Genomic DNA, 21,585 nt, shown 5'->3' on the forward strand with positions numbered 1-21,585 from the left:
GGCCCGCCGGCAGTCCGGCGAAGCCAAGCAAGCCGGGGGTTTGCGCCCGGCGCCTGAGGGCACGCAAAGACCGATGCCAGCGCTCGCAAGTAGCGGCCGCTGGTCTTGGAGGCCGTTTGGAAAGTCTGGCACCGATCCGGAAGCGCGCCGCGAGGCGCGTTTCCAACCGGGCTCTCACAACCGCGACGGCACCTGCGCGATGACCTCCTCGGACGCATTGGCGAAGGCGAGGCGCAGATGCCTCTCCTGCCCCGGCCCGAAGAAGGGACCCGGCAGGCCGAGCAGGCCGCGCTCCACCACCAGGCGCTCGGCCGTCGCCACCGCCTCCGGTGCATCCTCCGGCAGGCGGAGATAGGCGAAATAGGCGCCGAGCGCGTCGAGCCGCCAGCCGGGCAGTTGCGCGGCGGCGCGGCGGAAGGCCTCGCCGCGCGCGGCCATCAGGTCGCGATTGGCCAGTCGCCAGTCGCGCAGCGCCTCCACTCCCCAGGCAAGCGCGGTCTGCGCCGCCCGCGGGGCGCAGATCTGCATGGTATCGAGCGCCTTCATCAGCTCGCTGCGAAAATCCGCACCCGACGCGATGGCCGCGACGCGGTGGCCCGGCACGCAATAGGCCTTGGAGAAGGAATAGAGGTGGATGAAGCCTTCCCCCCAGTCGCGGTCGGCGAACAGCCCATGCGGCGGTGACTGCGACGGGGCCAGGAAGTCGCGATAGGTCTCGTCGATCACCAGCCAGGCATCGTGCTTGCGGGCAAGCGCGGCGAAGCGGGCGATGACCCCGGGCGGATAGACCGCGCCGGTGGGGTTGTTGGGGGTGACCAGCACAATGGCGCGCACGCCGGCCATCAGCGCCTCGGCGCGGTCGGGGTCGGGGATGAAGCCGTCCTCGGCACGGCATTCCAGCGGCACGCAGGGAATGCCGAGCGCCGTCAGCGCCATGCGATGGTTGAAGTACCAGGGGGCGGGCAGCATCACCGCCTCGCCGGCCCCGGCGAGCACCGCCATCGCCATGGTGAAGGCGAGGTTCCCACCGGAGGTGATCGCCACCGCCTCGGTCGGCACGCGCGCGCCATAGAAGGCCGAGATGTCGGCGGCGAGTGCCTCGCGCAGCGCCGGTTCGCCGTCGATCGGGCCATAGGTCGCGGCGGCGCGGCCGCCGGCGGCCCCGGCGAGCTTCGCCAGCAGATCCGGGTGCGGCGGGTAGCCGGGGACCGCCTGGGTCAGGTCGAGGATCGGCCCGGCAGCGCCATCATAGCGCGCCGCCCAGGCGCGGACGGCGGGAATGGGCGGGTTCTGGGTCTCGCGGATGCGCGGGGAGAGCAAAGGCATGGGGCGCGGACCCTTCCAGCATGGCCGCCCGAAGTCCAGCCCTGCTTGACGGGTTCACGCCATCGGCTCGAAGCTCGGCGCCGAGATGACCATGATCGCGCATCGCCGGGACCGACGTCGCCCTTGCCATGGAGGCTTCGGCGCGCAGGTCGCGGTGCGGTCGCGAGGGTGATGGGAATGATCCTCATCTAGATCCGGCAACCGTCTCGATCAGCCGATGAAGCCTCCGCGACGGAAGTTGCGGAGGCTTTCCGCATTCAGGAGCCACCGAAAGCCATGACCGACGCCGAAGCGGAACTGCCCGTGCGGATGCAGCTCGATGCCTACAACGCGAAGGATATCGAGGCCTTCATGCGGTGGTGGGCGGATGACTGCGAATACTACGCGTTCCCCGACACGCTTCTCGCCCGCGGCGCGGCGGAGGTGCGGCGCCGCCACGTCGCGCGCTTTGAGGAACCCCACCTGTTCGGAGAGCTCCTGGCCCGCTTCTCGGTCGGCAACCTCGTCGTCGACCGGGAGCGCGTGACACGATCCTTTCCCGACGGGCCCGGCGAGGTCGAGGTGATCGCCATCTACCAGGTCGAGGGCGGCAGGATCCTGAAGGCCTGGTTCAAGAGCGGCCCCCGCCTGACCTGACAGGGCCGCAGCCACTCCGGAACGGCATGCCGGGAGAGGCGATGCCCTCCCGGCACGACGATCACTCCATGAACCAGCCGTGGCTGACCACCAGCGACTGCCCGGTCAGCGCCTTCGATCCGAAGGAGGCGAAGAACAGCGTCGCCTCGGCGACATCCTCCACCGTGGTGAACTCGCCATCCACGGTCTCGCCGAGCATCACCTTCTTCACCACCTCCTCCTCGGAGATGCCGAGCTCCTTGGCCTGCTCGGGGATCTGCTTGTCGACCAGCGGCGTGCGGACGAAGCCGGGGCAGACGACATTGGCGACGACGTTGTGCGCGGCGCCTTCCTTGGCCACCACCTTGCACAGGCCGAGCAGCCCGTGCTTCGCCGTGACGTAGGGCGCCTTGAGCTTGGAGGCTTCCTTCGAATGCACCGAGCCGGTGTAGACGATCGACCCGCCGCGGCCCTGCCTGTACATCTCGCGCAGGCAGGCGCGGGTGGTCAGGAAGGCGCCGTCGAGATGGATCGCCATCATCAGCTTCCACTTCGCGAAGTCGAACTGGTCGACCGGTGCCACGATCTGGATGCCGGCATTGCTGACCAGGATGTCCACGCCGCCGAAGGTCTTCACCGTCTCCGCCACGCCGGCATCGACCGCGGCCTCGTTCGTCACGTCCATTGCGACGGCGAGCGCGACGCCGTCGCCGCCAAGCTCCTGCGCCGTCGCACCGGCGGCATCGAGGTTGAGATCGGCGATCACCACCTTCGCCCCTTCCCGCACGAAGGTCTTGGCGATTTCCTTGCCGATGCCGCTCGCCGATCCGGTGACGATCGCGACCTTGTCCTTGAGACGCATGCCCTGTGCTCCGTTCGGGGGGGGTGTCAGGCGAGGTAGTCGTGCACGACGCTGCCGAGGCCGAGCGTGAGGTCCGCGACCAGGTGCGTCGCCGACATCACTTCCAGCACCGGCAGCTCCGCCACCGGCGCCAGGGCGTGCGGCATCAGCGACAGCGCCGCCGGCCCTGTCCAGGCACCCTTCAGCGTCACGTCCTGGAGGTGGTATTCGACCAGCTCGCAGATCCGCGCCGTGCCATCCACATGCGGGATGATCTTGAGCAGGAAGTTCGGCGTGGCGAGGGAGGCGAGCACCGCCGCGTGGTCGGCCTCCCGGTGCTTGTAGCCCATGGTGGCGGTGGCGACGCGCACCGGCCCGTAGTCGAGCGTGCCGACCAGCGTGTCGATCTCGGCCTTCAGCGTCGGGCTCGCGAGCTTCTTCGGGAAGCCCCAGAGCTCCCGCCCGCCGGCGATCGGCGGATGGTCGTTGAGGAACATGCAGTGGGTGTAGCCGCCCTTGCGGCCCTGGAAGCTCACCGGGATGACCTGGCCGGTCTCGGTGTAGTCGCCGAAGCCGGTCGAATCCGGCATGCGGATGAATTCGTACTTCACCAGCGGCTCCGTCACCTCGAGCGGCGCGGGCACCACGGCGCGCAGCTTCTCCATCTCGGTGCGGTAGGTGATGATGAGGAACTCGCGGTTCACGAAGCGGTACGGACCGCAGGGATAGGCCGGGCTCGTGACGGGCATCGCGAAGGCGGTCCTGCGGATCTCGTCCTCGGTCATCGGCGGCTCCTGCGGCGGCTCGAAGGTTCAGGCGCTTCGGCTGCGCGCCACGTCGAAGGTCTCGACGCAGCGCGCCGTGGAGGGTCGTTGCAGCGCCGCGGGATCGCGCAGCGTGCGCACCGCGTCCTGATGGCCGGCCTGCCAATGCTCGCGCATGGAGCGGCGGGAGAATTCATAGTCCTTGGAATCGCACTCGTAGTGGCGCGAGCGGTAGATCAGGTGGACGATGCGGTACACCTTCTCGGTCGCCGCGGCGGAGAGCATCCGCCCTTCCTCCGTCTCCAGCAGCTCCGCCGGCACCTTGCCCAGCAGCGTGCGCAGCGCCGCGCGCAGGCGCTGGAGATGCTCGAACTGGTCGGTGTTCATGCGGGTGCGGCTGGAATACTGGATCTCCTTCTGCCGCATCGCGACTTCCGGGAGGTCCCTCGGCACCTCGCCCCGCGCGCTCCAGAGATCGACCTGGAAGGTGAGCGTGTCGCGCGCCGGCAGGGCCTGCGTCACCCAGTGCAGCGGCGTGTTGGAGACCAGGCCGCCATCCCAGTAGTGCTCGCCGTCGATCTCCACTGCCGGGAAGCCGGGCGGCAGGGCGCCGCTCGCCATGACGTGCTCGGGCCGGATCACGTCGCTGGTGCTGTCGAAATAGACGAAATTGCCGCTGCGCACGTTGACGGTGCCGAGGCTGAGCCGCGTCGGCCCGGCATTGATGCGCGCGAAATCGATATGCGCCTCGAGCGTCGCCTTCAGCGCGGAAGTGTCATAGTAGCTCGTGGCCTCGGTGGAGCCGGGCGGCTGCAGGTAGGGCGGCGGCATGCGGGGGGAGAAGAAGCCCGGCGCGCCCTGCAACAGCGCCGCGGTGGCATGCGCGGCGTTCACCCAGCGCCGCCAGTCCGTGCCATGGGCGGGAAAATCCGGCGTCTTCTCCCAGATCCCGCCGGCCGCACCGCCGAAGGGCGCGGTCACGCGGTGCCAGAAGCTGCTCAGCGCCTCGACCCGCTGCTCGGGCGGGTTGCCGGCGATGATCGCGGCATTGATGGCGCCGATCGAGATGCCGGCCAGCCAGTCCGGCTCGATCCCGGCCTCGTGCAGCGCCTGGAAGACGCCCGCCTGGTAGGCGCCGAGCGCACCGCCGCCCTGCAGCACCAGGGCCACGGATTCGTATGGCGGCCGACCGATGCCGCGGTGGGTCTTCCTGAGCATGGTGCCTTGCAGCATAGCCAGCCATCGGCCATGCGGCATGACAATTCGCCTGCTGCCGCCCTATGGCGCCTCTCCGGCCGGGCGGCCCGTCGCGTGGCGCCAGTGGTGCCAGAGGAGCCGCGCCGCGAGCGAACGCCAGGGCGACCAGGCCAGCGCCATCCCGGCCAGGACTTTCGGCTTCGGGCGTTCCGGCAGGGATTTGAGGTGCGTCAGGCCGGCCGCGAGGGCGACATCCCCCGCCGGGAAGACATCCGGCCGTTCGAAGCCGAAGAGCAGATGGACCTGCGCCGTCCAGGGCCCGAGGCCGGGAATGGCGGCGATCGCCGCCACCGCCTCCTCGTCCGGCGCCTCGCGCAGCGCGGCCAGGTCGAGACTGCCTTCGGCCACCGCCCTTGCCAGCGCCCGCACATGCAGCACCTTGGGGCGGGAAAGGCCGGCGCCGCGCAGCGCCTCATCCGTCAGGGCCAGCAGGCCGGCCGGTTCCAGCACGCCGGGCAGGGCGGCAAGCCGGCCCCAGATGGCCGCGGCCGCCTGGTTGCTGATCATCTGGCCGCAGATCGTGCGCAGCAGGCCGGCGAAGCCGGGGTCCCTGCGACGCCAGGGCAGCGGGCCGGCGGCCGGCAGGATGCGGGCGAAATCGGGATCGGCGCGGCCGAGGGCCGCGATCCCCTCCTCCGCCCAGGCGGGCGGTCTGGGGGAGGCGGCGGGGGCCGTGGGCAAGGGGGAGTCGACCCCCGCCGCCTCTCTGGAGCGGCGCCCGGGGGGGAAGTGACGGGCGGCGTTCCCTGCGCCCTGAGGTGGTGTGGCCATCGCGCCCCACGAAGCCCCGCCCCGCGCCGGATTGCAACGCCGGGCAACGCATCCGACCGGAGATACAAGAAGAAACAAGGCCACCTGCTGAACCCGGGCCGCGCAGCGCTATTGTAACAGTGCCATGGAACCTGCCCCGCACATCCTCGTCGTCGATGACGACCGCGAGATCCGCGACCTGCTCTCCCGCTTCCTGGAGAAGCAGGGCATGCGCGTCACCGCCGCGCGCGACGCGCGGGAGGCCAGGAAGGCCTGGCCGCTCGGCCGCTACCACCTGGTGGTGCTGGACCTCATGATGCCCGGGGAGCCCGGCCTCGACTTCGCCCGCTGGCTGCGCTCCCAGTCCGAGGTGCCGATCGTGATCCTGACCGCGATGGGGGAGGAGACGGACCGCATCGTCGGCCTCGAACTCGGCGCCGACGACTACGTGGCGAAGCCCTTCAACCCGCGCGAGCTGCTGGCCCGCATCCGCGCCGTGCTGCGCCGCGCGAATGGCGAGGGCACGGCCAAGGAGCCGCCCGCCAAGGTCATCCGCTTCGCCGGCTGGACCCTCGAACCCGGGCGGCGGCGGCTGCTCAACCCTGACGGCGCCGAGGTGCCGCTGACCGGCGGAGAGTACGAGCTGCTGCTCGTGCTGGTCGAACGCCCGAACCGCGTGCTGACGCGCGACATGCTGATGGACCTGCTGCGCGGCCGGCAGGCCGGGCCCTTCGACCGGGCGATCGACGTCGCCGTCTCCCGCCTGCGGCGCAAGCTGGAGGACGACGGGCGCAACCCGACCCTGATCAAGACGGTGCGCGGCGGCGGCTACGTGCTGGCGGCGACGGTCGAGCGTGGCTGAACCGCGCCGCCGCATCGCCCTGCCCGCCAGCCTCGGCGGAAGGACCGCCTTCTGGCTGATCCTCGCGCTGATGCTGGTGCAGGCGGCGGGGCTGACCATCCATGCGCTGGACCGGGTGGACCTGCAGCGCTTCATCCATGCGCGGGCGATCGCCGGGCGCGCCCTCGGCGCCTGGCGCACCGCCGTGCTGGCGCCGGCGGACCGGCGGGAGCAGATGCTCGCGGACCTCGACCTGCCCGAGGGACTCGCCATCGAGCTGTCGGCGCAGCCCGCGGTGCGGCAAGGCTCGCCGCCGCCGCCGCCGGACCTGGTGCGGCTGTTCCGGCTCGACCTGATCAATTCCGGGCCGCCGCGGCTGCGCCCGCGCGAGGTGCGGCTGGGCCCGGCGCGGCCGGGCGGCTTCCAGGCCGCGCTGCGGCTGCCGGATGGCGAATGGCTCAACATCAGGGTCGACATGCCGCCGCCGCGGCCGTGGCATTCGACGACCTTCCTCGCCGCCTTCGTGGTGATGACGGTCGCCGCCGTGCTGCTGATCCTGTGGGCGGTGAAGCGGCTGACGCGGCCGGTGCGGCTGCTGGCCGAGGCGGCCGACCGGCTCGGCCGCGACGTCAATGCGCCGCCGCTGGCCGAGAACGGCCCCTCCGAGGTCGCCATCGCCGCGCATGCCTTCAACCGGATGGCCGAGCGCATCCGCCGCTTCGTCGCCGACCGCACCCAGATGCTGGCGGCGATCGGCCATGACCTGCGTACCCCCATCACCCGCCTGCGGCTGCGCGCGGAATTCATGGACGACGACGAGCAGCGGCGGAAGATGCTCGCCGACCTCGACGAGATGGAGCAGATGATCGGCGCGACGCTCGCCTTCGCGCGGGACGATGCGGCGGCCGAGCCGGCATCGCCCATCGATCTTGCCGCGCTGTGCCGCACCGTGGCGGACGAGGCGACGGATGCGCGGCCCGAGCTGGCCGAGGCGATCTGCTACGAGGGGCCGGAACGGTTGACGCTGCGCGCGCGGCCGGTGGCGCTGAAGCGGGCGATCGCGAACCTGGTCAGCAATGCGCTGAGCTATGGCGGCGCGGCGCGGCTGCGGCTGGCGCGGCCGGAGGGCGGCGTGGTGCGGCTCTCGGTCGAGGATGACGGGCCAGGCATCCCCGAGAGCGAGCTGGAGGCGGTGTTCACGCCCTTCCGGCGACTGGAGGCGAGCCGCAACCGGGAAACCGGCGGCACGGGGCTCGGCCTGACCATCGCGCGCAACATCCTGCGCGCGCATGGCGGGGATGTGGTGCTGAAGAACCGGCCGACCGGCGGGCTGACGGCGGTGGCCAGCCTGCCGGCGTGAGGCGGACGCGCGCTGTACCAACGGCCGCTCTTCGCAGCCGCTGGTATGAGGCTTTTCCTGCCCTCGGACGCCGGGCGCGAACCTCCGGTTTGCTTGGCTTCGCCGGACCACGGGCGGGCCGCATTCCGGATCCCCGGTCAACGTTGCACGGCAAGGTGACCGGGTGCCCGTCGCGGCCTCGGCACGAGGCACGGCCTCGTGCCGCTGGCATTATTCGACGAGGCGCAGGCTGGTGAGCTGGTTGGCGACTTCCGTGAAAGCCCTCTGCAGGTCTTCGGGCGTGGGTGCACGAACATAGGTGGCCGCGCTGGTCGCGCATTCGGCCAGCAAGTCGTCGAGGGAGCTGCCCTCGGTCACCTCGAAGCCGATGACGTAGATGCGGATGCCCTCATTCTTCATCGCCGTGCAGATCTGCCGGAAGCGGTCCTCAAGCTGCGCATCGGCATTGGCCTGCTGCTGGCTGCTGCTGTTTGCCGCAGCGATGTCCGTCGCGTCAGTCGTGCCGATGGGAACGTTGTTGCTGTCCCGGATGACGTTCCGGGTATTGGTGTTGTAGTCGGTGCGCCGTCCATAGGCGCTGTACATGAGTTCGCGGAACCAGTAGCTGGTGCCGGACGGCGAAGCCGAGGCGCGCACGGTATAGGCAGTGCCGGATTGGGTGCAGCTCGTGCTGCTGCAGCCATAGGGCGCCTGCCAGTTGCTGTCGCCGTCGGTCAGGATCACGACCGCCTTGTTCATGTTGCGGGTTCCGTAGGCGAGCGGCAGCGCGCCGTGCTCGTCGCTTGTCGCGATGCCGGTCCATTGGCCCTGCCAGTTGGGGCTGAGCGTGTACCAGGCCCCCTGCATGCCGACAGGCACGGTGGTGCCGCCGCTCCTCGTCGGGGCCTCGATGGCATCCACGGCCGCCTGCACCGCCGCCCGGCTCGCCGTCAGCGGGGTGATGGGCGTCATGGCGCAGAGCATGTTCGGGCCGGCCGCGGAGGTCGCGCTGTAGCCGACGCCCGTGAAGCCTCCGTAGGTCATCAGGTAGTCGTACATCGGGTTCCAGTTGTCGTTGCCCGAATTCGTCGACAGGTTGGCGTTGCTCCAGTCGTTGTCGCCCCGGCAATAGCGGACGCTGCGATTGCCGACGCCCGGAATGTTCACGGTGACGGCCGGATAGGCGTTGGTGCTGCTGCAGGCATTGTAGCCGACGGCACTGCTGCCCAGGCCGGTGTCGTTGCTGACCCAGCCGACCTGGCGGAAGGTGCTGGGCCAGAAATAGGGGCGGAACCGGGTCTCCGCGGTGTTCGGACCGACATCGGTGAGGTCCGCCCCGTTGCGGCGGGCCTCGACGCAGCCCGACCAGTTGTTGACATCCCACCCGGATGGCATGCCCACCGTGTCGAGCATGAGCGAATTCGCCCTGCCGATATTGATCGTCCGGGCGAAGGGCACCACGGACACCCACATGTTCCGCTTGGTGTCCTCGTTGCCGTAGAGAATGCCGAGCATGGTGCGGGCCGCGTCCTGCGCGGCCTCGAGCTTGGTCTGGCCGTTCACCACGGTCCGCATGGAGGAGGTCTGGTCGATCACGATCGCGAGCTCGAGCCCGGTGCCTTCGCGCTCGGCGACCGAGGTTTCCTCCAGCAGCGTGTTCTGCCGGCTGATGATGCTGAACAGCGTCGTCTGAATGGTGGCCTGGGCGGTCACGCGGACCTGCGTGGTGCCGACGGTGGCGATCCTCGGCATGTTCTCCTCGTCCACCGTCGCGCGCAGATAGTCGATCGACCGGCCGTTCATGGTGTAGTTGGCCCAGAACAGCCTGCGAGTGTCGGCATCGCGCGTGTCGCTCGTCATCTGCCGGGCGGCGACAAGGCTCGCGGCGTCCACCGCGGTCTTGAGCCGCGCGCTGAGCAGCCAGATGCGCGTCAGGTCCACCGCCAGGCCGGCGAAACCGACGACGACGACCATGATGACGGCGCTGAGCGCCGCGACCGCGCCACGGCGGCGACGGGAACCGATCATGCCGTGCACTCCGGAGTGAGGGAGACGCGCGGTGCGGTCTGCAGCGAGACCGGGTCCGGCGCGCGCGAAAGGAAGAGCGTGGTGCCGTTCAGCATCGACGGCACCACCGTGCCGATCAGCCCCGCCCCGAGCACCCAGGGCTCGATCACGGCGAAGACCTCGGTGACGAAGACGGTCTGGTTCTGGGGCACGATGAAGCTGTTCGAGATCGTGGCGGTGCCCGGCACCGTCGTGCCGAGGCTGCTCGTGACGTTGGTGTTGCCGGTCCGCCGCCGCCACATCGCGCGGTTCGTCGTGGTGCCGCCGCTGGTGTTGCGGCCGACCGCGGTGATGATGACGGCCCCGCCGGTCGCGCTGTTCACGTCGACCACGCCGCCGGCGATGCGCACGGCATGCCCCCAGAACTGCCCGATGTCGGAAGTGTCCGTCTGGTTGCCGGAGACCAACGTGCTGCCATCGGTGATGGAACGGCACTGGGAGACGATCTGGCCGATCTGCACCGCCACCGCCTCGACGCGAAGCTGGGCGCGGAACAGCCGGATCAGGTCGGTGGTGCAGAGCGCGACGAAGAGGAAGAGCGGCGCGACCAGCGCCGTCTCGAGCGCGGCGATGCCGCGCCGGTCGCGCAGGCGGGCGCTAGCAGGTCTCATTCTCGAAGGGCTCGTTCTTGACCATGAGGAAGGCCCGGTGGCGGATGGAATTGCCGCCCCAGAAGCTCGCGGCGATGCCGCCGCTGATGAAGGGCTGGTCGTAGGTGATGGTGTAGGAGACGATCTGCCCGCCACTGCCCGCGCCCTCGGCGCCGGAACCGCCGCCGGCGCCGCTCACCCCGCCCCAGGCTTCGGTGACGACCGTCAGGTCCGAATTGTCCTTGATCATGCCGTTGGTCGCGCGGACGATCATCCAGCGGATGTTGTCGGAACGGCAGACCGGCACGTTCTCCTGCCCTTCCGTCACCCGGCCCGGCGGGGCATTGTCGCCGGTGATGCCGTAGCGGCTGGCGCGCAGCGCGGCGTGGTCGAGCGCGGCACCGGTGGCAAGCTGCCAGGCGGTTTCCATGCAGGCCATGACCATGAAGAAGAATGGAACCGCAATCAGCGCGAATTCCGTGGCCGCCATCCCTCGACGCTGTCGCAGCACAGGCCATGTGCGCCGGAAGGAGAGTGCATACATTTACGGTTGTCCCAAAAACACGCCCAGGTTGTACGCAGCTTTCATCTTCTGTTAACGCGTATCACGAATAAGATGCCGATCGTTCCGTAAAGAGACTACACAATTTCGTGATAATTTTCGACACCGGGTGACGCCCGTGATGCAAGGGCCGGAAATCCCTGGGAAAGCCACCCCGAGTGCGCTCGTCGGGACGACGGCGTGCCGGAAAATGCCGCAGGTTCCAGGCACGCGGGCGATCTTGCTTCGCGCGCCGGATGTGAGCCTGCGCACCGACCCGCCCCGCTCCGGGCTGCCCAGCCGTCCCGGGGACTGGCGCTGCCGCACGCCACCGTTACAGTCCCGCACGCGACAGGGAAGGACCGAGCCGCATGGAATGGGTGATCCTCGGCATCATCGTGGTGCTGATCATCTGGCTGGTGATCATCTACAATCGGCTCGTCACGCTGCGGCAGGTGACCGGGCAGTCCTGGTCGGATGTCGATGTGCAGCTCAAGCAGCGCCACGACCTGATCCCCAACCTGGTCGAGACGGTCAAGGGCTATGCCGCGCACGAGAAGACGACGCTCGATGCCGTGATCCAGGCGCGCAACGCCGCGGTCACCGCCCAGGCGCAGGGGCCCGCCGCGGCCGGGCCGGCGGAAGGCGCGCTGGGCGCTGCGCTCGGCCGGCTCTTCGCGCTGTCGGAGGCCTACCCGGATCTCAAGGCCAACCAGAACTTCATGTCGCTGCAGGGCGAGCTGTCGGACATCGAGAACAAGATCGCCGCGGCGCGCCGCTTCTACAATTCGTCCGTCGCCGAATACAATGCGATGACGGAAAGCGTCCCGGCGGTCTTCTTCGCCCGCTCGCTCGGCTTCCAGCAGCGCGGCTTCTTCGAGATCCCGGAGGCCGAGCGCGCCGCGGTGCAGGCCACGCCGCAGGTGCGCTTCTAGGAGGGCCCCGCCATGCAGGCCTTCGGCCTGCGCACGCACGCCTGGAACACGGCCTGGCGGTCGATCCTGCTGCTGGCCGGCTTCCCGATGCTGCTCGCGCTCACCATGCTCGGCATCGGGCTGATCTTCGGCACCGAGCAGCATGACCTCGGCCGTGCCTTCGGCAATGCGCTGCGCAACCTTCCCGCGCTCTACGTCATGGGCTGGGGCGTCGCGGTCGTCTGGTTCGCCATCGCCTGGGCCGCGCACAACCGGATCCTCGACTGGGCGACCGGGGCGCATCCGGTGACGCGGGCCGAGGAGCCGCGGCTGTGGAACCTGCTCGAGAACCTCTGCATCTCGCGCGGGATGAGGATGCCGCGCCTCGCGGTGATCGAGACGCAGGCGATGAACGCCTATGCCGCCGGGCTGTCGCGGGATACCGGATCGGTCACCGTCACGCGCGGCCTGATGGAGGCGCTGGACGACAGGGAACTCGCGGCGGTGCTGGCGCACGAGCTCGCGCATATCCGCAACGGGGATGCGCGGCTCGGCCTGGTTGCGGCGGTCTTCGTCGGCATCATCTCGCTCGGCTTCGACATGATGACGCGCACGCGCCGCGTGGCGCGGGCCGGGCATGACGACGGCGGCGGCTGGCGGGTCCGCACCGGTTCCCGCAACGGCGGCTTCGCCGCGCTGATCGGCGTCCTGATGATCGCCCTGGCCTGGGGGCTCGCGACCGTGCTGCGCATGGCGCTGTCGCGCAATCGCGAATTCCTCGCCGATGCGGGGGCGGTCGAGCTGACCTCCGACCCCGATGCGATGATCACCGCGCTGCGCAAGGTCGAAGGCAATGCCGACATGCCCGAGGTCTCGCCCCAGGTGCGGGCGCTGTTCCTCGAGGATGCGGGCGACAGCGCCTTGTCGTCCCTGATGGCGACGCATCCGCCGATCGGCGACCGCGTCGCGGCTCTGGTGAAGTTCGCCGGCGGCCGGGACCCCGGGCCGATGGCGCGGCCCGCCGCGCTGGAGGACCAGGAAACGCCGCCCTGGGCACAGCAGGACGCCGCCGACGGGACGGTCCGGATCGCGCCCGGCGCCGCGGCGTCGGGCACACCCTGGTGGCAAGGCCCTGCGCACGGCGCGGGGGATGGCGGCGGCCCCGCCCCCTCCCCCTGGGGCCCGCGGCGCTGACTACCCGCCGAGCAGCCGCTTCAGCTTGAGCACGGCGCTGTCCGGCGTGGTCAGCACAGGCTTGCCCGTGGCCCGTTCGACCATCGCCTTCGCCCGCGCCAGGCTGAACTGGCCGAGCGCGATGGCGTCGCAGTCGGCAAGGTCCTTCGCCGCCTCCGCCGCCAGCCGGTCATGCGTCGCGAGGTCGCCGGCGTCGAGCGCCGCAAGCCCGCCTTCCGCCACCTTCGGCACCACGGTGATGCCCGCGGGGAATTCCGGCGTCATGGAGGGGATGGTACCCTGGAAGGTGACCAGCAGGCCGATCCGCTTTCCCTTGGTCACCGCTTCCTCGATCATCGCCTCGTTCGGCTTCAGCACCGGCATCGGCGCGAGATCCGCCGCGCAGGCCTCGATGCAGGGGCCGAAGGCCGAGCAGGTGAAGAGGATGGCATCCGCCCCCGTGCCGGCGGCGTAACGCGCCAGCGTCAGGAAGCGCTCCGTCATCCGCGGCGTCAGCGCCCCTTCCCGCGCCAGGTCGGCCGAGAGGCTGTCGTCCATCAGGTTCATCAGCACCTGGCCGGGCCAGAGGCGCGCGAAGGCGGCCTCGATCGGCGGCGGGGAATGGCGCAGGGCGTGGATCAGCGCGATGCGCTTCGGCGTGCTCAACGGTTCGGGCTCCCGCAGCGGCGGAAGGGGGCAGGCATCTCGCGGCAATTCGGGAAGGTGATCTCGTCCGGCCCGGTCTGCTGCACGTCGAGCGTGTCGGGACCGCCGGGGCAGCCGAAGCCGATATCCGACGGCAGGCCCCTGCCGGTCGGGCCGGCGGGCTGGAAGCGGAAGGTGGCGCCGCCCTGGCGCGTCGCGACCGTCTCGATCACCCGCTGGCGGTAGAGTGGATCGAGAATGCCCGTCCGCAGCACCAGGTCGCGCGTGAAAATCACCGTGGGCTGCGCGGTGCAGCGGGGTCCCTCGGTGTCCGACGGCGGGAAGAACCCCCCGGTCCAGGATCCGAACAGCCATTCATGCGGCGCGAGGGGCTGCTGCGCGGCGGCGCCGGTCGCGAGCAGCGGCGCGACAAGGATGAGACAGCGGGCGAAGCGGCGCATGGTGTTGTCCTTCTCGCACAGGGCCGCCGGTATGGCCCGGCCGGGGCGGTGCCGGCAAGGCGGCGCGGAAGGCGCGCGGCAATGGCCCTCCCACCCGCCTCCCGGCGCGGACCTGCTCAGAGCCCGCTTGGAAGCGCGCCCCGCGGCGCGTTTCCGGGTCCGGCACCGGCCCGCACCCCCATCTCGCCACCCGTTCCAGCAAACCGACATGGCAGGCCGGGTGGGGGTGCGGGCCGGTGCCGGACCCTCCAGACGGTCTCTCAGGCCGCGACCGGCACGGTGCGCGGCCCGTCGCGCACCGGCAGGTGGACCAGCGCCGCGAAGGCCGCCGCGGCGATGCCGATGCTCCACATCAGGTCGTAGGAACCGGTCGCGTCGAAGACGAGCCCGCCGAGATAGGCCCCGGTGAAGCCGCCGATCTGGTGACCGAGGAAGACCAGGCCGAAGATCGTCGCGAGCCAGGGCGTGCCCCAGTTGCGGGCACACAGGGCGACGGTCGGCGGCACGGTGGACAGCCACAGGATGCCCATCAGCGCCGAGAAGACCATGACGCTCGCGGTCGTCTTCTCGACCATCATGAAGCCGGTCATCAGCACGCCGCGGGCGGCGTAGATCGCGACCAGCAGTTCGCGCCGCTTCCACCGCTGGGTCAGTTCCCCCGAGGCCAGCGAGCCGGCGATGTTGAACAGCCCGATCAGCGAGATCGCCCCGGCGCCGACATAGAGCGGCAGCCCGCAGGAATGCACGAAGCCCGGCAGATGGACGGTCAGGAAGGAAACGTGCAGCCCGCAGACGAAGAAGCCGAAGAAGAGGCACCAGAAGGAGGAATCGCCGAAGGCGCGACGCAGAGCGGCGCCCGCCGTCTCCGAATTCTGCGCGCTCCCCGCCACCGCCGGGGACCGGTCCGCCAGCGGCAGCGCGAGCGGGATCATCAGCAGCGCCGCCGCCGCCATGGCGATGAGCGCCCACTGCCAGCCGAAGCCCGAAATGCCGAGCCCGGCCAGCGGCACCACCAGGAACTGCCCCGCCGACGACCCCGCCGTGCCGAGGCCGACGGCGCGACCGCGCATGTTCTCGGGCAGCAGCCGCGTGAGGCTGGCGATGATGACCGGCATGCCGGCCGCAGAGACCGCCGCCCCCATCACGACTCCGGCAAAAAAGGTGAAGATCGGCAGCCCGCCCGACAGCGCCATGCCGAGGATGCCGCCGGCATAGGCCAGCGCGCCGCCGATGATGACGATTCGCCCGCCGAAGCGATCGGCGAACTGGCCCATGATCGGCTGCGTCACGCCGTTCAGCAGCACCTGCAGCGCGATCGCGAAGGCGAAGCCCGAGGCCGACCAGGCATGCGCCTCCGTCATCGGCGCGAGGAAGAGGCCGAAGGATTGGCGCAGCCCCATGGCCAGCATGGCGCCGGCCACGGCGCAGGCGATCAGGAGGCCGGCGGGCAGGACCGCCCGGGCGGCGGCAGGAGGGAGGCTCATGGCGGGCTCCGGTGTTCGACCCGCTACTTGTCGGTACCCCGGCGTCCCGGCAACCGGCGCGGGAATGCAGATCAGCCATGCATTCGCACGCGCGGTTGACGGGGCGCCCCTGCCGGACGTATTCCCCGCGCCTCCGGTGGCGGCCATAGCTCAGTTGGTAGAGCGCCAGGTTGTGGTCCTGGATGTCACGGGTTCGAGTCCCGTTGGTCGCCCCACCCTGCCTTCCGTAGAATTCATCTTGCGGCGATCTTCGGAACCGCCATCCTGCCCGCTGGAAGCAGGCCAGAGGACGCGCAGGTGAATGCGGTAGTTCCCCCTTCAAAATGGGTCCCCGAATTCCGGGATATCGCGAAATTCCTGCCGGACTGGCAGCCGCAGTGCATCTTCGACGTCGGCGCAAACAAGGGACAGAGCTGCACCGCCTATGCCGGCATGTTCCCGGCGGCGACCATCCACGCCTTCGAGCCGGTGCCGCAGAGCTTCGAAAGCCTGCGGATCGCGGCGGGGCAGTACCCGAACATCGCCGTGCATCAGTTGGCGCTCTCCTCGGCTCCTGGCATCGTGAAGATGACCGCCGCCGGGGCATCGACGATGAACCGTATCGTCTCGGGCGACACAGCGGAATCCCCCGACGGAATCGAGGTCCGAGCCGTCCCGGGGCACATCGTCGCCGCCGAGCTCGGGATCTCCCGGATATCCTTCCTGAAGATCGATACCGAGGGCCATGACCTCGATGTCCTCCTCGGGTTTTCCCCGCTGCTGCCCCAAGTCGATTTCGTCGAAGTCGAGGCGGCGATGAATCCCTACAACAAGACGCATGTGCAGTTTCGCCTCCTTGAAGACACCTTGAGGAACTTCGGCTTCCTGTTGTTTCGGTTCTACGAGCAGGCGATGGAGTTCCAGCGCGGAGGCCGCCCGGTCCTGCGGCGGACCAACCCGCTCTTCATCAACCAGCGTCTCGTCGATACGGGTGGCATCCAGTGAGCGTCATCCCTGACATGCGGCTCAACGGCCGCGCGGCACTGATCACCGGCGGCTCGAAGGGCCTCGGCCTCGCCATGGCGAAGGCCTTCGCCCAGGCGGGCGGCAATGTCGCGCTGGTCGCGCGCGGGGCGGAGGCGCTCGGCCGCGCCGAGGCGGAGGTGCGCGAAGCCGCACCCACCGCCAGGGTCGCCGCCATCGCCTGCGACATCCGCACGCCGGAAGGCTGCGCGCAGGCCTATACCGGCACCGTGCGGGCGCTCGGCCGGGTGGACATCCTGGTCAACAACGCAGGCACCTCGCAGCGCGGCCCCTTCCTCGAGGTGAGCGACGAACTCTGGCAGGACGACCTCGACCTCAAGCTCTTCGCCGCCATCCGGCTGGCGCGGCTGGCCCTGCCGGGCATGCGGGACCGCAGATGGGGGCGGATCATCAACGTGCTGAACATCGGCGCCAAGGCACCGAAGGCGACCTCCACGCCCACCAGCGTCAGCCGCGCCGCCGGCATGGCGCTGACCAAGGCGCTGGCCAACGAGTTCGCCCCCCACAACGTGCTGGTGAACGCGATGCTGGTCGGCATCATCGAGAGCGACCAGTGGGTCCGCCGGCACGCGGCCGACCAGCGCAACATCTCCTGGGAGGAGTGGAAGGCGGAGCAGGGCAAGGCGGTGCCGCTCGGGCGGATCGGCAAGGCGGAGGAATTCGCCGCCATGGCCCTGCTGCTCGCCTCCGACGCCGGCGGCTACGTCACCGGCACGGCCATCAACGTGGATGGCGGCGCGAGCCCGGTCGTCTGACCCCCGGGCGCGGAAGGGGTTCCATTCGCATGTCACTGGGGATCGTGAGCAGATTTCGCGGCTGTCGCGCCCAAGGGAGAATGCCTAGAGCGGTTTCCGTTCGCCTCGGCTCACGGCAACCGCTCCAGCCTCTTGTTTTCGCGAGCATCCTTACCCGATCAGGTGATTCGACCTGATCGGGTTCCGCTCCAGCGCCGCCCGCCGGAAGCCGCCTCCCCGGCGCCGGCGCGAAGCCCTTCATCCCCGCGCGGCGCGGATCGCGCTGTACTCGGCATCATGATCCTGCGCCGCACGCTGATCGCCTCGCCCTTCCTTCTCGCGACCCGCCCCGTCCGCGCGGAGACGCCAGCGCCGGAGGCGAGGGAGGACGAAGCCGCGCAGCGCCGCCCGCCACGCCTGCCGACACCGCGCCCCGTCCGCCTGCGGCCCGGCGCCGAGCCGGTGACGCTGGAGGCGAGCAACTCGGGCTGGGGCAGCGGTGGCGAAAGGCCGGGCCTCGCGCTGCGCTTCACCGGCGCCGGCGCGCCGGCGGAAGAGTTCCGCCTCCCCTCCTGGTACGGGTATGCGCGCGTCATCGCCGTGCGGCAGATGCGCGGCCGCGACGTGGTCCTCGCCGCCTTCGAGGGCAATACCGGCACCGGCACCTACCAGGAGATCCAGGCGGTGATCGGCCAGGACGACGAAGGTACCGCACGGATCCTGGCGCTGGAGACGCTGCACTACCGTCTGATCGGCCCCTGCGAGGGCGGGACCTGGCTGAGCATCCGCGCGACGCCGCTCGCCGATGGCGGCGGGCTGCGGCTCGATCACTACTGGCGCCGGCAGGCCGGGAACTGCCCGCCGCGTCCCGGCGGCCCGGCGCGCAGCCGTGCGGAGTGGGGCACGACCCTTGCTTGGTCCGGCCGCGGGCCGATGCGGGTGCCGGCGCCGCTGCGCGCCGCGCCGCGCCACCGCCGGCTGGTCGAGGACTCCCGCGCCAAGGTCGCTCGCTGGCTGGCCCAGGCGCCGCGCACCGGCGTGACACCGGATGACGTCGAGGCGCTCGGCCTGATGGAGGTGATGGAAGCGCTCTGATCGCCTACCGCGAGGCCGGCGGCGCCGGGTCGAAGCCGTCCGGCACGACGCCGCGCGGACGGATCATGTCGTAGGGCCCGCGCGGCAGGAAGCGGCCGGTGCCGGGCTCCGCCTGCACCTTGCCGTCGCGCATCACCACCTCGCCGCGCCGGATCGTCGCGACGGGCCAGCCGGTGACCTCCATCCCTTCGTACGGCGTGTAGTCGATCGCGTGCTGCATCAGCGCGTTGGTGATCGTCACCTTCTTCTTCGGGTCCCACAACGCCAGGTCCGCATCCGCACCTACAGCGATGATGCCCTTGCGTGGCGCGAGGCCCATCAGCCGCGCCGGGTTGGTGCTGGTCAGCCGGACGAACTCGTCGAGCGTGATGCGGCCCTTGGAGACGCCCTCGCTGAACATGATCGGCAGCCGCGCGGCGAAGCCCGGGATGCCGTTGGGGATGTCGCGGAACACCGCGCCGGTGCCGTTCTGCCGCTTGCCCTTGTCGCCCTCGTAGGAGAACGCGCAATGGTCCGACGACACCACATCGAGCGTGCCGCGCCGGATCATCTCCCAGATGCGGGCGTGCTCCTCCGTCGTGCGGGGGGACGGGCTGCACATGAACTTCGCACCCTCGAAGCCTGGCCGGTCCATGTCGGCGGCGGTCAGGGCGACGTATTGCGGGCAGGTCTCGCCCCACACCTTCACGCCGCGCGCCTGGCCGCGGGCGATCTCCTCCGCCGCCTCGGCGCAGCTCACGTGGAAGACCTGGATCGGCTGGTCCACCAGTTCGGCGAGCGCGATGGCGCGGTGCGTCGCCTCGCGCTCGACGATCGGCGGGCGCGACCAGGCATGGTATTTCGGCGCGGCCATGCCGTGCTTCAGCAGCTCCGCCGTGCGCCACGAAATCGCGGCGTAATTCTCGCAATGGACGGTGACGAGGCAGCCGAGCTCGCGCGCCTTGGTCAGCACGCGCAGGAACTGCGCATCCGACAGGTGCAGCGGCTCATAGGTCAGGAAGACCTTCAGGCTGCGCACGCCCTCGGCGACCACGCGCGGCACCTCTTCCTCCATCACCGCGTCGGTCGGGTCGCTGATGATCTGGTGGAAGGAATGGTCGAGCATCCCCTTCGCCGCGCGCGCCCGGTAGTCGACGTAGCGCTCCCAGATCCCGAAGCCCTTCCATTGCGGGATGAAGCAGACGACGGAGGTGGTGCCGCCGGCGAAGGCCGAGGCCGAGGCGGTGGCGAAGCTCTCCTCGTTCACCGTGACCTGCGGTTCGCCCTCGCCGGCGCCGACATAGCCGCCGCGGGAGGGTTCCTCGATGTGGCAATGGCTGTCGACGCCGCCGGGCAGGACGAGCAGGCCGTCCGCCTCGATCACCCGCGCGGCGTCGGCGATGCGCTCGGCCAGCGCGACGATGCGGCCATCCTTCACGCCGATGTCGCAGCGGACCGTGCCGAAGCCGGTCGCCACCTGGCCGCCGCGCACCGCGAGGTCGTATTCCGCCATGGCCTGTCTCCCATCCGCTGCGCCGCAACATTGCGGCGCAGGGACCGGGTCGTCCAGCGTCAGCGGGGGGTGATCACCAGGCGCATGCCGCCCTTCGGCCGCAGCGCCAGGCGGCAGTTCGGCTGCGGCGTAAAGCCCGGCGCCAGGGCGAAGCGGAAGCGGCGGAACAAGGTGGCGGCGAAGACCGTCACCTCCGCCATGCCGAAGGCCGCGCCGGCGCAGATCCGCGGCCCGATGCCGAAGGGCAGGTAGGCGAAGCGCGGCCGCTGGCGCGCCGCATCGCCGAGGAAGCGTTCCGGGCGGAAGGCGTGCGGCGCCTCCCACAGGTTCTCGTGCCGGTGCAGCAGCCAGGGCACGGCGAGTACGATGTCGTCCTTGCGGATGTCCCAGCGGCGGATGCGGTCGGGCTTCACCGCCTGGCGCGCGAAGACGGCGACCGGCGGGTAGAGCCGCATCGATTCCTGGATCACCGCGCGGGTGTAGGCCAGCGTCGGCAGCGCCGCGTGGTCCGGCGGCCCGGGCGGCAGCGCGGCGAGTTCCCCGGCCATGCGCTCCGCCGTCGCCGGATGCAGCGCGGCGAGCATCGAGGTCCAGGTCAGCGTGATGGCCGCGCCCTCGGCCCCGGCGAGGAGGAACATCACCACCTCGTCGAGCAGCCGTTCCCCGGTCAGCACCTTGCTGCCGTCCTCGCGCCGGGCGGCGCGCAGGGCCCGCAGCAGCGGCGTGCCACCTTCCGGCCCCGTGGCCTCCAGCAGCCGCGCGACACGGGCGCGCAGCTCCCGCGCCAGGCCGTTGGCGCGCCGGCGCGTCAGCCAGCCGAGCATGTCCGGCAGGCCCATCAGGCCAAGCAGGTCCACCACCTCCGCCGCGTCCTGATAGGCGGTGAAGGTTTCGGCGATGACCGCCGCCTCCTCGCGCGGCACCGACGGCCCGAAGACGGCGAGCAGCAGCACGCGGGTGATGCCCGCGGCATAGGCGGCGGCGACATCCACCGGGCCGGTCGCGCGGGCGAAGTCCTCGGCGGTCTCCTCCGCCGCCTGCACGAAGCAGGGGTGGAACTGCGCGAGGCCCGAAGGGTGCAGCGGCGGCGACACTGCCTCGCGCTTCTCGGCCCAGTCGTCGCCCCAGGCGATGAAGCAGGACCCGCCGACGACCGGGCGCAGCGCGTCCTCCAGGAAGCGGGACTTGCGCTGATAGGTCTCGTGCCTGGCGACGAAGACCTCGCGCACCACCTCCGGCGCATTGGCGACCAGGATCAGCCGGCCGGGCAGCCGCGTGGTGAAGACCTGGCGGCGATAGGCATCGGCCGGGAAAATCGAGAGCACGTCGCGGCGCGCCCGCAACAGCCCCGTGAGCGCGGATGGCGCGCGCCAGGCCGGCGCGGGCATGGGCGGGACGAAGTCGGCGGTCGCGTCGCTCATGCTGCTGGCCGAGGCATAGCGTGCCGTCCCCGGCCTGTCACCGCCGGGCGGTGGCGCCGCACGCTCGTGGCGAAGCGTGCCTGCGGAGGCCTCGATGCCGCTGCCGGGCGCGCCGCCGCCGGCATGGTCTCCGTGACCCGGCCAATCTCCGGGAGACTGGCGATGCGCGCGAGCATCGCGCGACATCCGGGGATGGACGCGGGGGCACCGCA

21 protein-coding genes and 1 tRNA gene are annotated in these 21,585 nt (G+C 70.6%); 9 read left to right on the forward strand and 13 right to left on the reverse strand.

Annotation, left to right across the window (positions count from 1 at the left end):
• Positions 1-174 precede the first annotated feature (174 nt).
• Positions 175-1,326, reverse strand: coding sequence for an aminotransferase (locus tag GXW74_RS18440; protein WP_211848007.1), 1,152 nt, complete (start codon positions 1,324-1,326; stop codon positions 175-177).
• Between the two features lie 276 nt (positions 1,327-1,602).
• On the opposite strand from GXW74_RS18440, the gene GXW74_RS18445 reads away from it, so the two are divergent.
• Positions 1,603-1,962: a nuclear transport factor 2 family protein gene (locus GXW74_RS18445; protein WP_211848008.1), complete on the forward strand. Its 360-nt coding sequence runs from the start codon at positions 1,603-1,605 to the stop codon at positions 1,960-1,962.
• A 61-nt stretch (positions 1,963-2,023) separates the two neighbouring features.
• On the opposite strand, the gene GXW74_RS18450 is transcribed toward GXW74_RS18445, so the two are convergent.
• The 4 genes from GXW74_RS18450 to GXW74_RS18465 are packed head-to-tail and all read right to left on the reverse strand — an operon-like array spanning position 2,024 to position 5,484.
• Entirely contained in the window at positions 2,024-2,803 is a 780-nt protein-coding gene (locus GXW74_RS18450) for a 3-hydroxybutyrate dehydrogenase (protein ID WP_211848009.1), read from the reverse strand.
• Between the two features lie 26 nt (positions 2,804-2,829).
• Positions 2,830-3,567, reverse strand: a complete 738-nt coding sequence (locus tag GXW74_RS18455) for an acetoacetate decarboxylase (RefSeq protein WP_211848010.1) — start codon at positions 3,565-3,567, stop codon at positions 2,830-2,832.
• 27 nt (positions 3,568-3,594) lie between these two features.
• Positions 3,595-4,764 carry a patatin-like phospholipase family protein gene (locus GXW74_RS18460; protein ID WP_211848011.1) on the reverse strand — a complete coding sequence of 390 codons (1,170 nt, stop codon included), beginning with the start codon at positions 4,762-4,764 and terminating at the stop codon, positions 3,595-3,597.
• 60 nt (positions 4,765-4,824) lie between these two features.
• Entirely contained in the window at positions 4,825-5,484 is a 660-nt protein-coding gene (locus GXW74_RS18465) for a DNA-3-methyladenine glycosylase family protein (protein ID WP_211848012.1), read from the reverse strand.
• 214 nt (positions 5,485-5,698) lie between these two features.
• On the opposite strand from GXW74_RS18465, the gene GXW74_RS18470 reads away from it, so the two are divergent.
• Positions 5,699-6,415, forward strand: coding sequence for a response regulator (locus GXW74_RS18470; protein ID WP_211848013.1), 717 nt, complete (start codon positions 5,699-5,701; stop codon positions 6,413-6,415).
• On the forward strand, positions 6,408-7,754 hold the full coding sequence (locus GXW74_RS18475) for an ATP-binding protein (RefSeq protein ID WP_338148270.1): 1,347 nt from the start codon (positions 6,408-6,410) through the stop codon (positions 7,752-7,754). Before GXW74_RS18470 ends, GXW74_RS18475 begins: the two co-directional genes overlap by 8 nt.
• Positions 7,755-7,964: 210 nt before the next feature.
• On the opposite strand, the gene GXW74_RS18480 is transcribed toward GXW74_RS18475, so the two are convergent.
• From GXW74_RS18480 to GXW74_RS18490, 3 genes are read right to left on the reverse strand one after another with little or no spacing between them, the layout of a single operon-like run.
• Complete coding sequence (locus tag GXW74_RS18480) at positions 7,965-9,761, reverse strand: pilus assembly protein TadG-related protein (protein ID WP_211848014.1); 1,797 nt, start codon at positions 9,759-9,761, stop codon at positions 7,965-7,967.
• On the reverse strand, positions 9,758-10,411 hold the full coding sequence (locus tag GXW74_RS18485) for a TadE/TadG family type IV pilus assembly protein (RefSeq protein WP_211848015.1): 654 nt from the start codon (positions 10,409-10,411) through the stop codon (positions 9,758-9,760). Before GXW74_RS18485 ends, GXW74_RS18480 begins: the two co-directional genes overlap by 4 nt.
• Complete coding sequence (locus GXW74_RS18490; protein WP_211848016.1) at positions 10,398-10,880, reverse strand: TadE/TadG family type IV pilus assembly protein; 483 nt, start codon at positions 10,878-10,880, stop codon at positions 10,398-10,400. Before GXW74_RS18490 ends, GXW74_RS18485 begins: the two co-directional genes overlap by 14 nt.
• Positions 10,881-11,302: 422 nt before the next feature.
• On the opposite strand from GXW74_RS18490, the gene GXW74_RS18495 reads away from it, so the two are divergent.
• The gene (locus GXW74_RS18495) at positions 11,303-11,866 is read left to right on the forward strand and encodes a LemA family protein (RefSeq protein ID WP_211848017.1); all 564 of its coding nucleotides are present in this window, start codon (positions 11,303-11,305) and stop codon (positions 11,864-11,866) included.
• Positions 11,867-11,878: 12 nt separating this feature from the next.
• Positions 11,879-13,039: a M48 family metallopeptidase gene (locus GXW74_RS18500; RefSeq protein WP_211848018.1), complete on the forward strand. Its 1,161-nt coding sequence runs from the start codon at positions 11,879-11,881 to the stop codon at positions 13,037-13,039.
• Here GXW74_RS18500 and GXW74_RS18505 read toward each other — a convergent pair whose 3' ends face one another.
• The 3 genes from GXW74_RS18505 to GXW74_RS18515 form a co-directional block, all read right to left on the reverse strand.
• Positions 13,040-13,684, reverse strand: coding sequence for an aspartate/glutamate racemase family protein (locus GXW74_RS18505; protein ID WP_211848019.1), 645 nt, complete (start codon positions 13,682-13,684; stop codon positions 13,040-13,042).
• Entirely contained in the window at positions 13,681-14,124 is a 444-nt protein-coding gene (locus GXW74_RS18510) for a hypothetical protein (RefSeq protein ID WP_211848020.1), read from the reverse strand. Before GXW74_RS18510 ends, GXW74_RS18505 begins: the two co-directional genes overlap by 4 nt.
• A gap of 260 nt (positions 14,125-14,384) precedes the next feature.
• Complete coding sequence (locus tag GXW74_RS18515; RefSeq protein WP_211848021.1) at positions 14,385-15,608, reverse strand: MFS transporter; 1,224 nt, start codon at positions 15,606-15,608, stop codon at positions 14,385-14,387.
• 139 nt (positions 15,609-15,747) lie between these two features.
• On the opposite strand from GXW74_RS18515, the gene GXW74_RS18520 reads away from it, so the two are divergent.
• From GXW74_RS18520 to GXW74_RS18535, 4 genes are all read left to right on the forward strand, one after another.
• Positions 15,748-15,823: transfer RNA gene (locus GXW74_RS18520), tRNA-His, on the forward strand.
• Between the two features lie 82 nt (positions 15,824-15,905).
• A complete protein-coding gene (locus tag GXW74_RS18525; protein ID WP_211848022.1) occupies positions 15,906-16,592 on the forward strand; it encodes an FkbM family methyltransferase in 687 nt (228 codons plus the stop codon).
• Positions 16,589-17,386 (forward strand): SDR family oxidoreductase, encoded by a 798-nt coding sequence (locus GXW74_RS18530; protein ID WP_338148271.1) that lies wholly within the window; start codon positions 16,589-16,591, stop codon positions 17,384-17,386. The genes GXW74_RS18525 and GXW74_RS18530 overlap by 4 nt, the downstream gene beginning before the upstream one ends.
• 276 nt (positions 17,387-17,662) lie before the next feature.
• Positions 17,663-18,460, forward strand: a complete 798-nt coding sequence (locus GXW74_RS18535) for a hypothetical protein (RefSeq protein ID WP_211848023.1) — start codon at positions 17,663-17,665, stop codon at positions 18,458-18,460.
• 4 nt (positions 18,461-18,464) lie between these two features.
• On the opposite strand, the gene hydA is transcribed toward GXW74_RS18535, so the two are convergent.
• Both hydA and GXW74_RS18545 read right to left on the reverse strand, forming a co-directional pair.
• Positions 18,465-19,952: a dihydropyrimidinase gene (hydA, locus tag GXW74_RS18540; protein ID WP_211848024.1), complete on the reverse strand. Its 1,488-nt coding sequence runs from the start codon at positions 19,950-19,952 to the stop codon at positions 18,465-18,467.
• 59 nt (positions 19,953-20,011) lie between these two features.
• Entirely contained in the window at positions 20,012-21,373 is a 1,362-nt protein-coding gene (locus GXW74_RS18545) for a cytochrome P450 (protein WP_211848025.1), read from the reverse strand.
• Between the last annotated feature and the right edge of the window lie 212 nt (positions 21,374-21,585).

The sequence above is a fragment of the Neoroseomonas eburnea genome (assembly GCF_018129005.1).
Lineage (GTDB): Bacteria > Pseudomonadota > Alphaproteobacteria > Acetobacterales > Acetobacteraceae > Neoroseomonas > Neoroseomonas eburnea.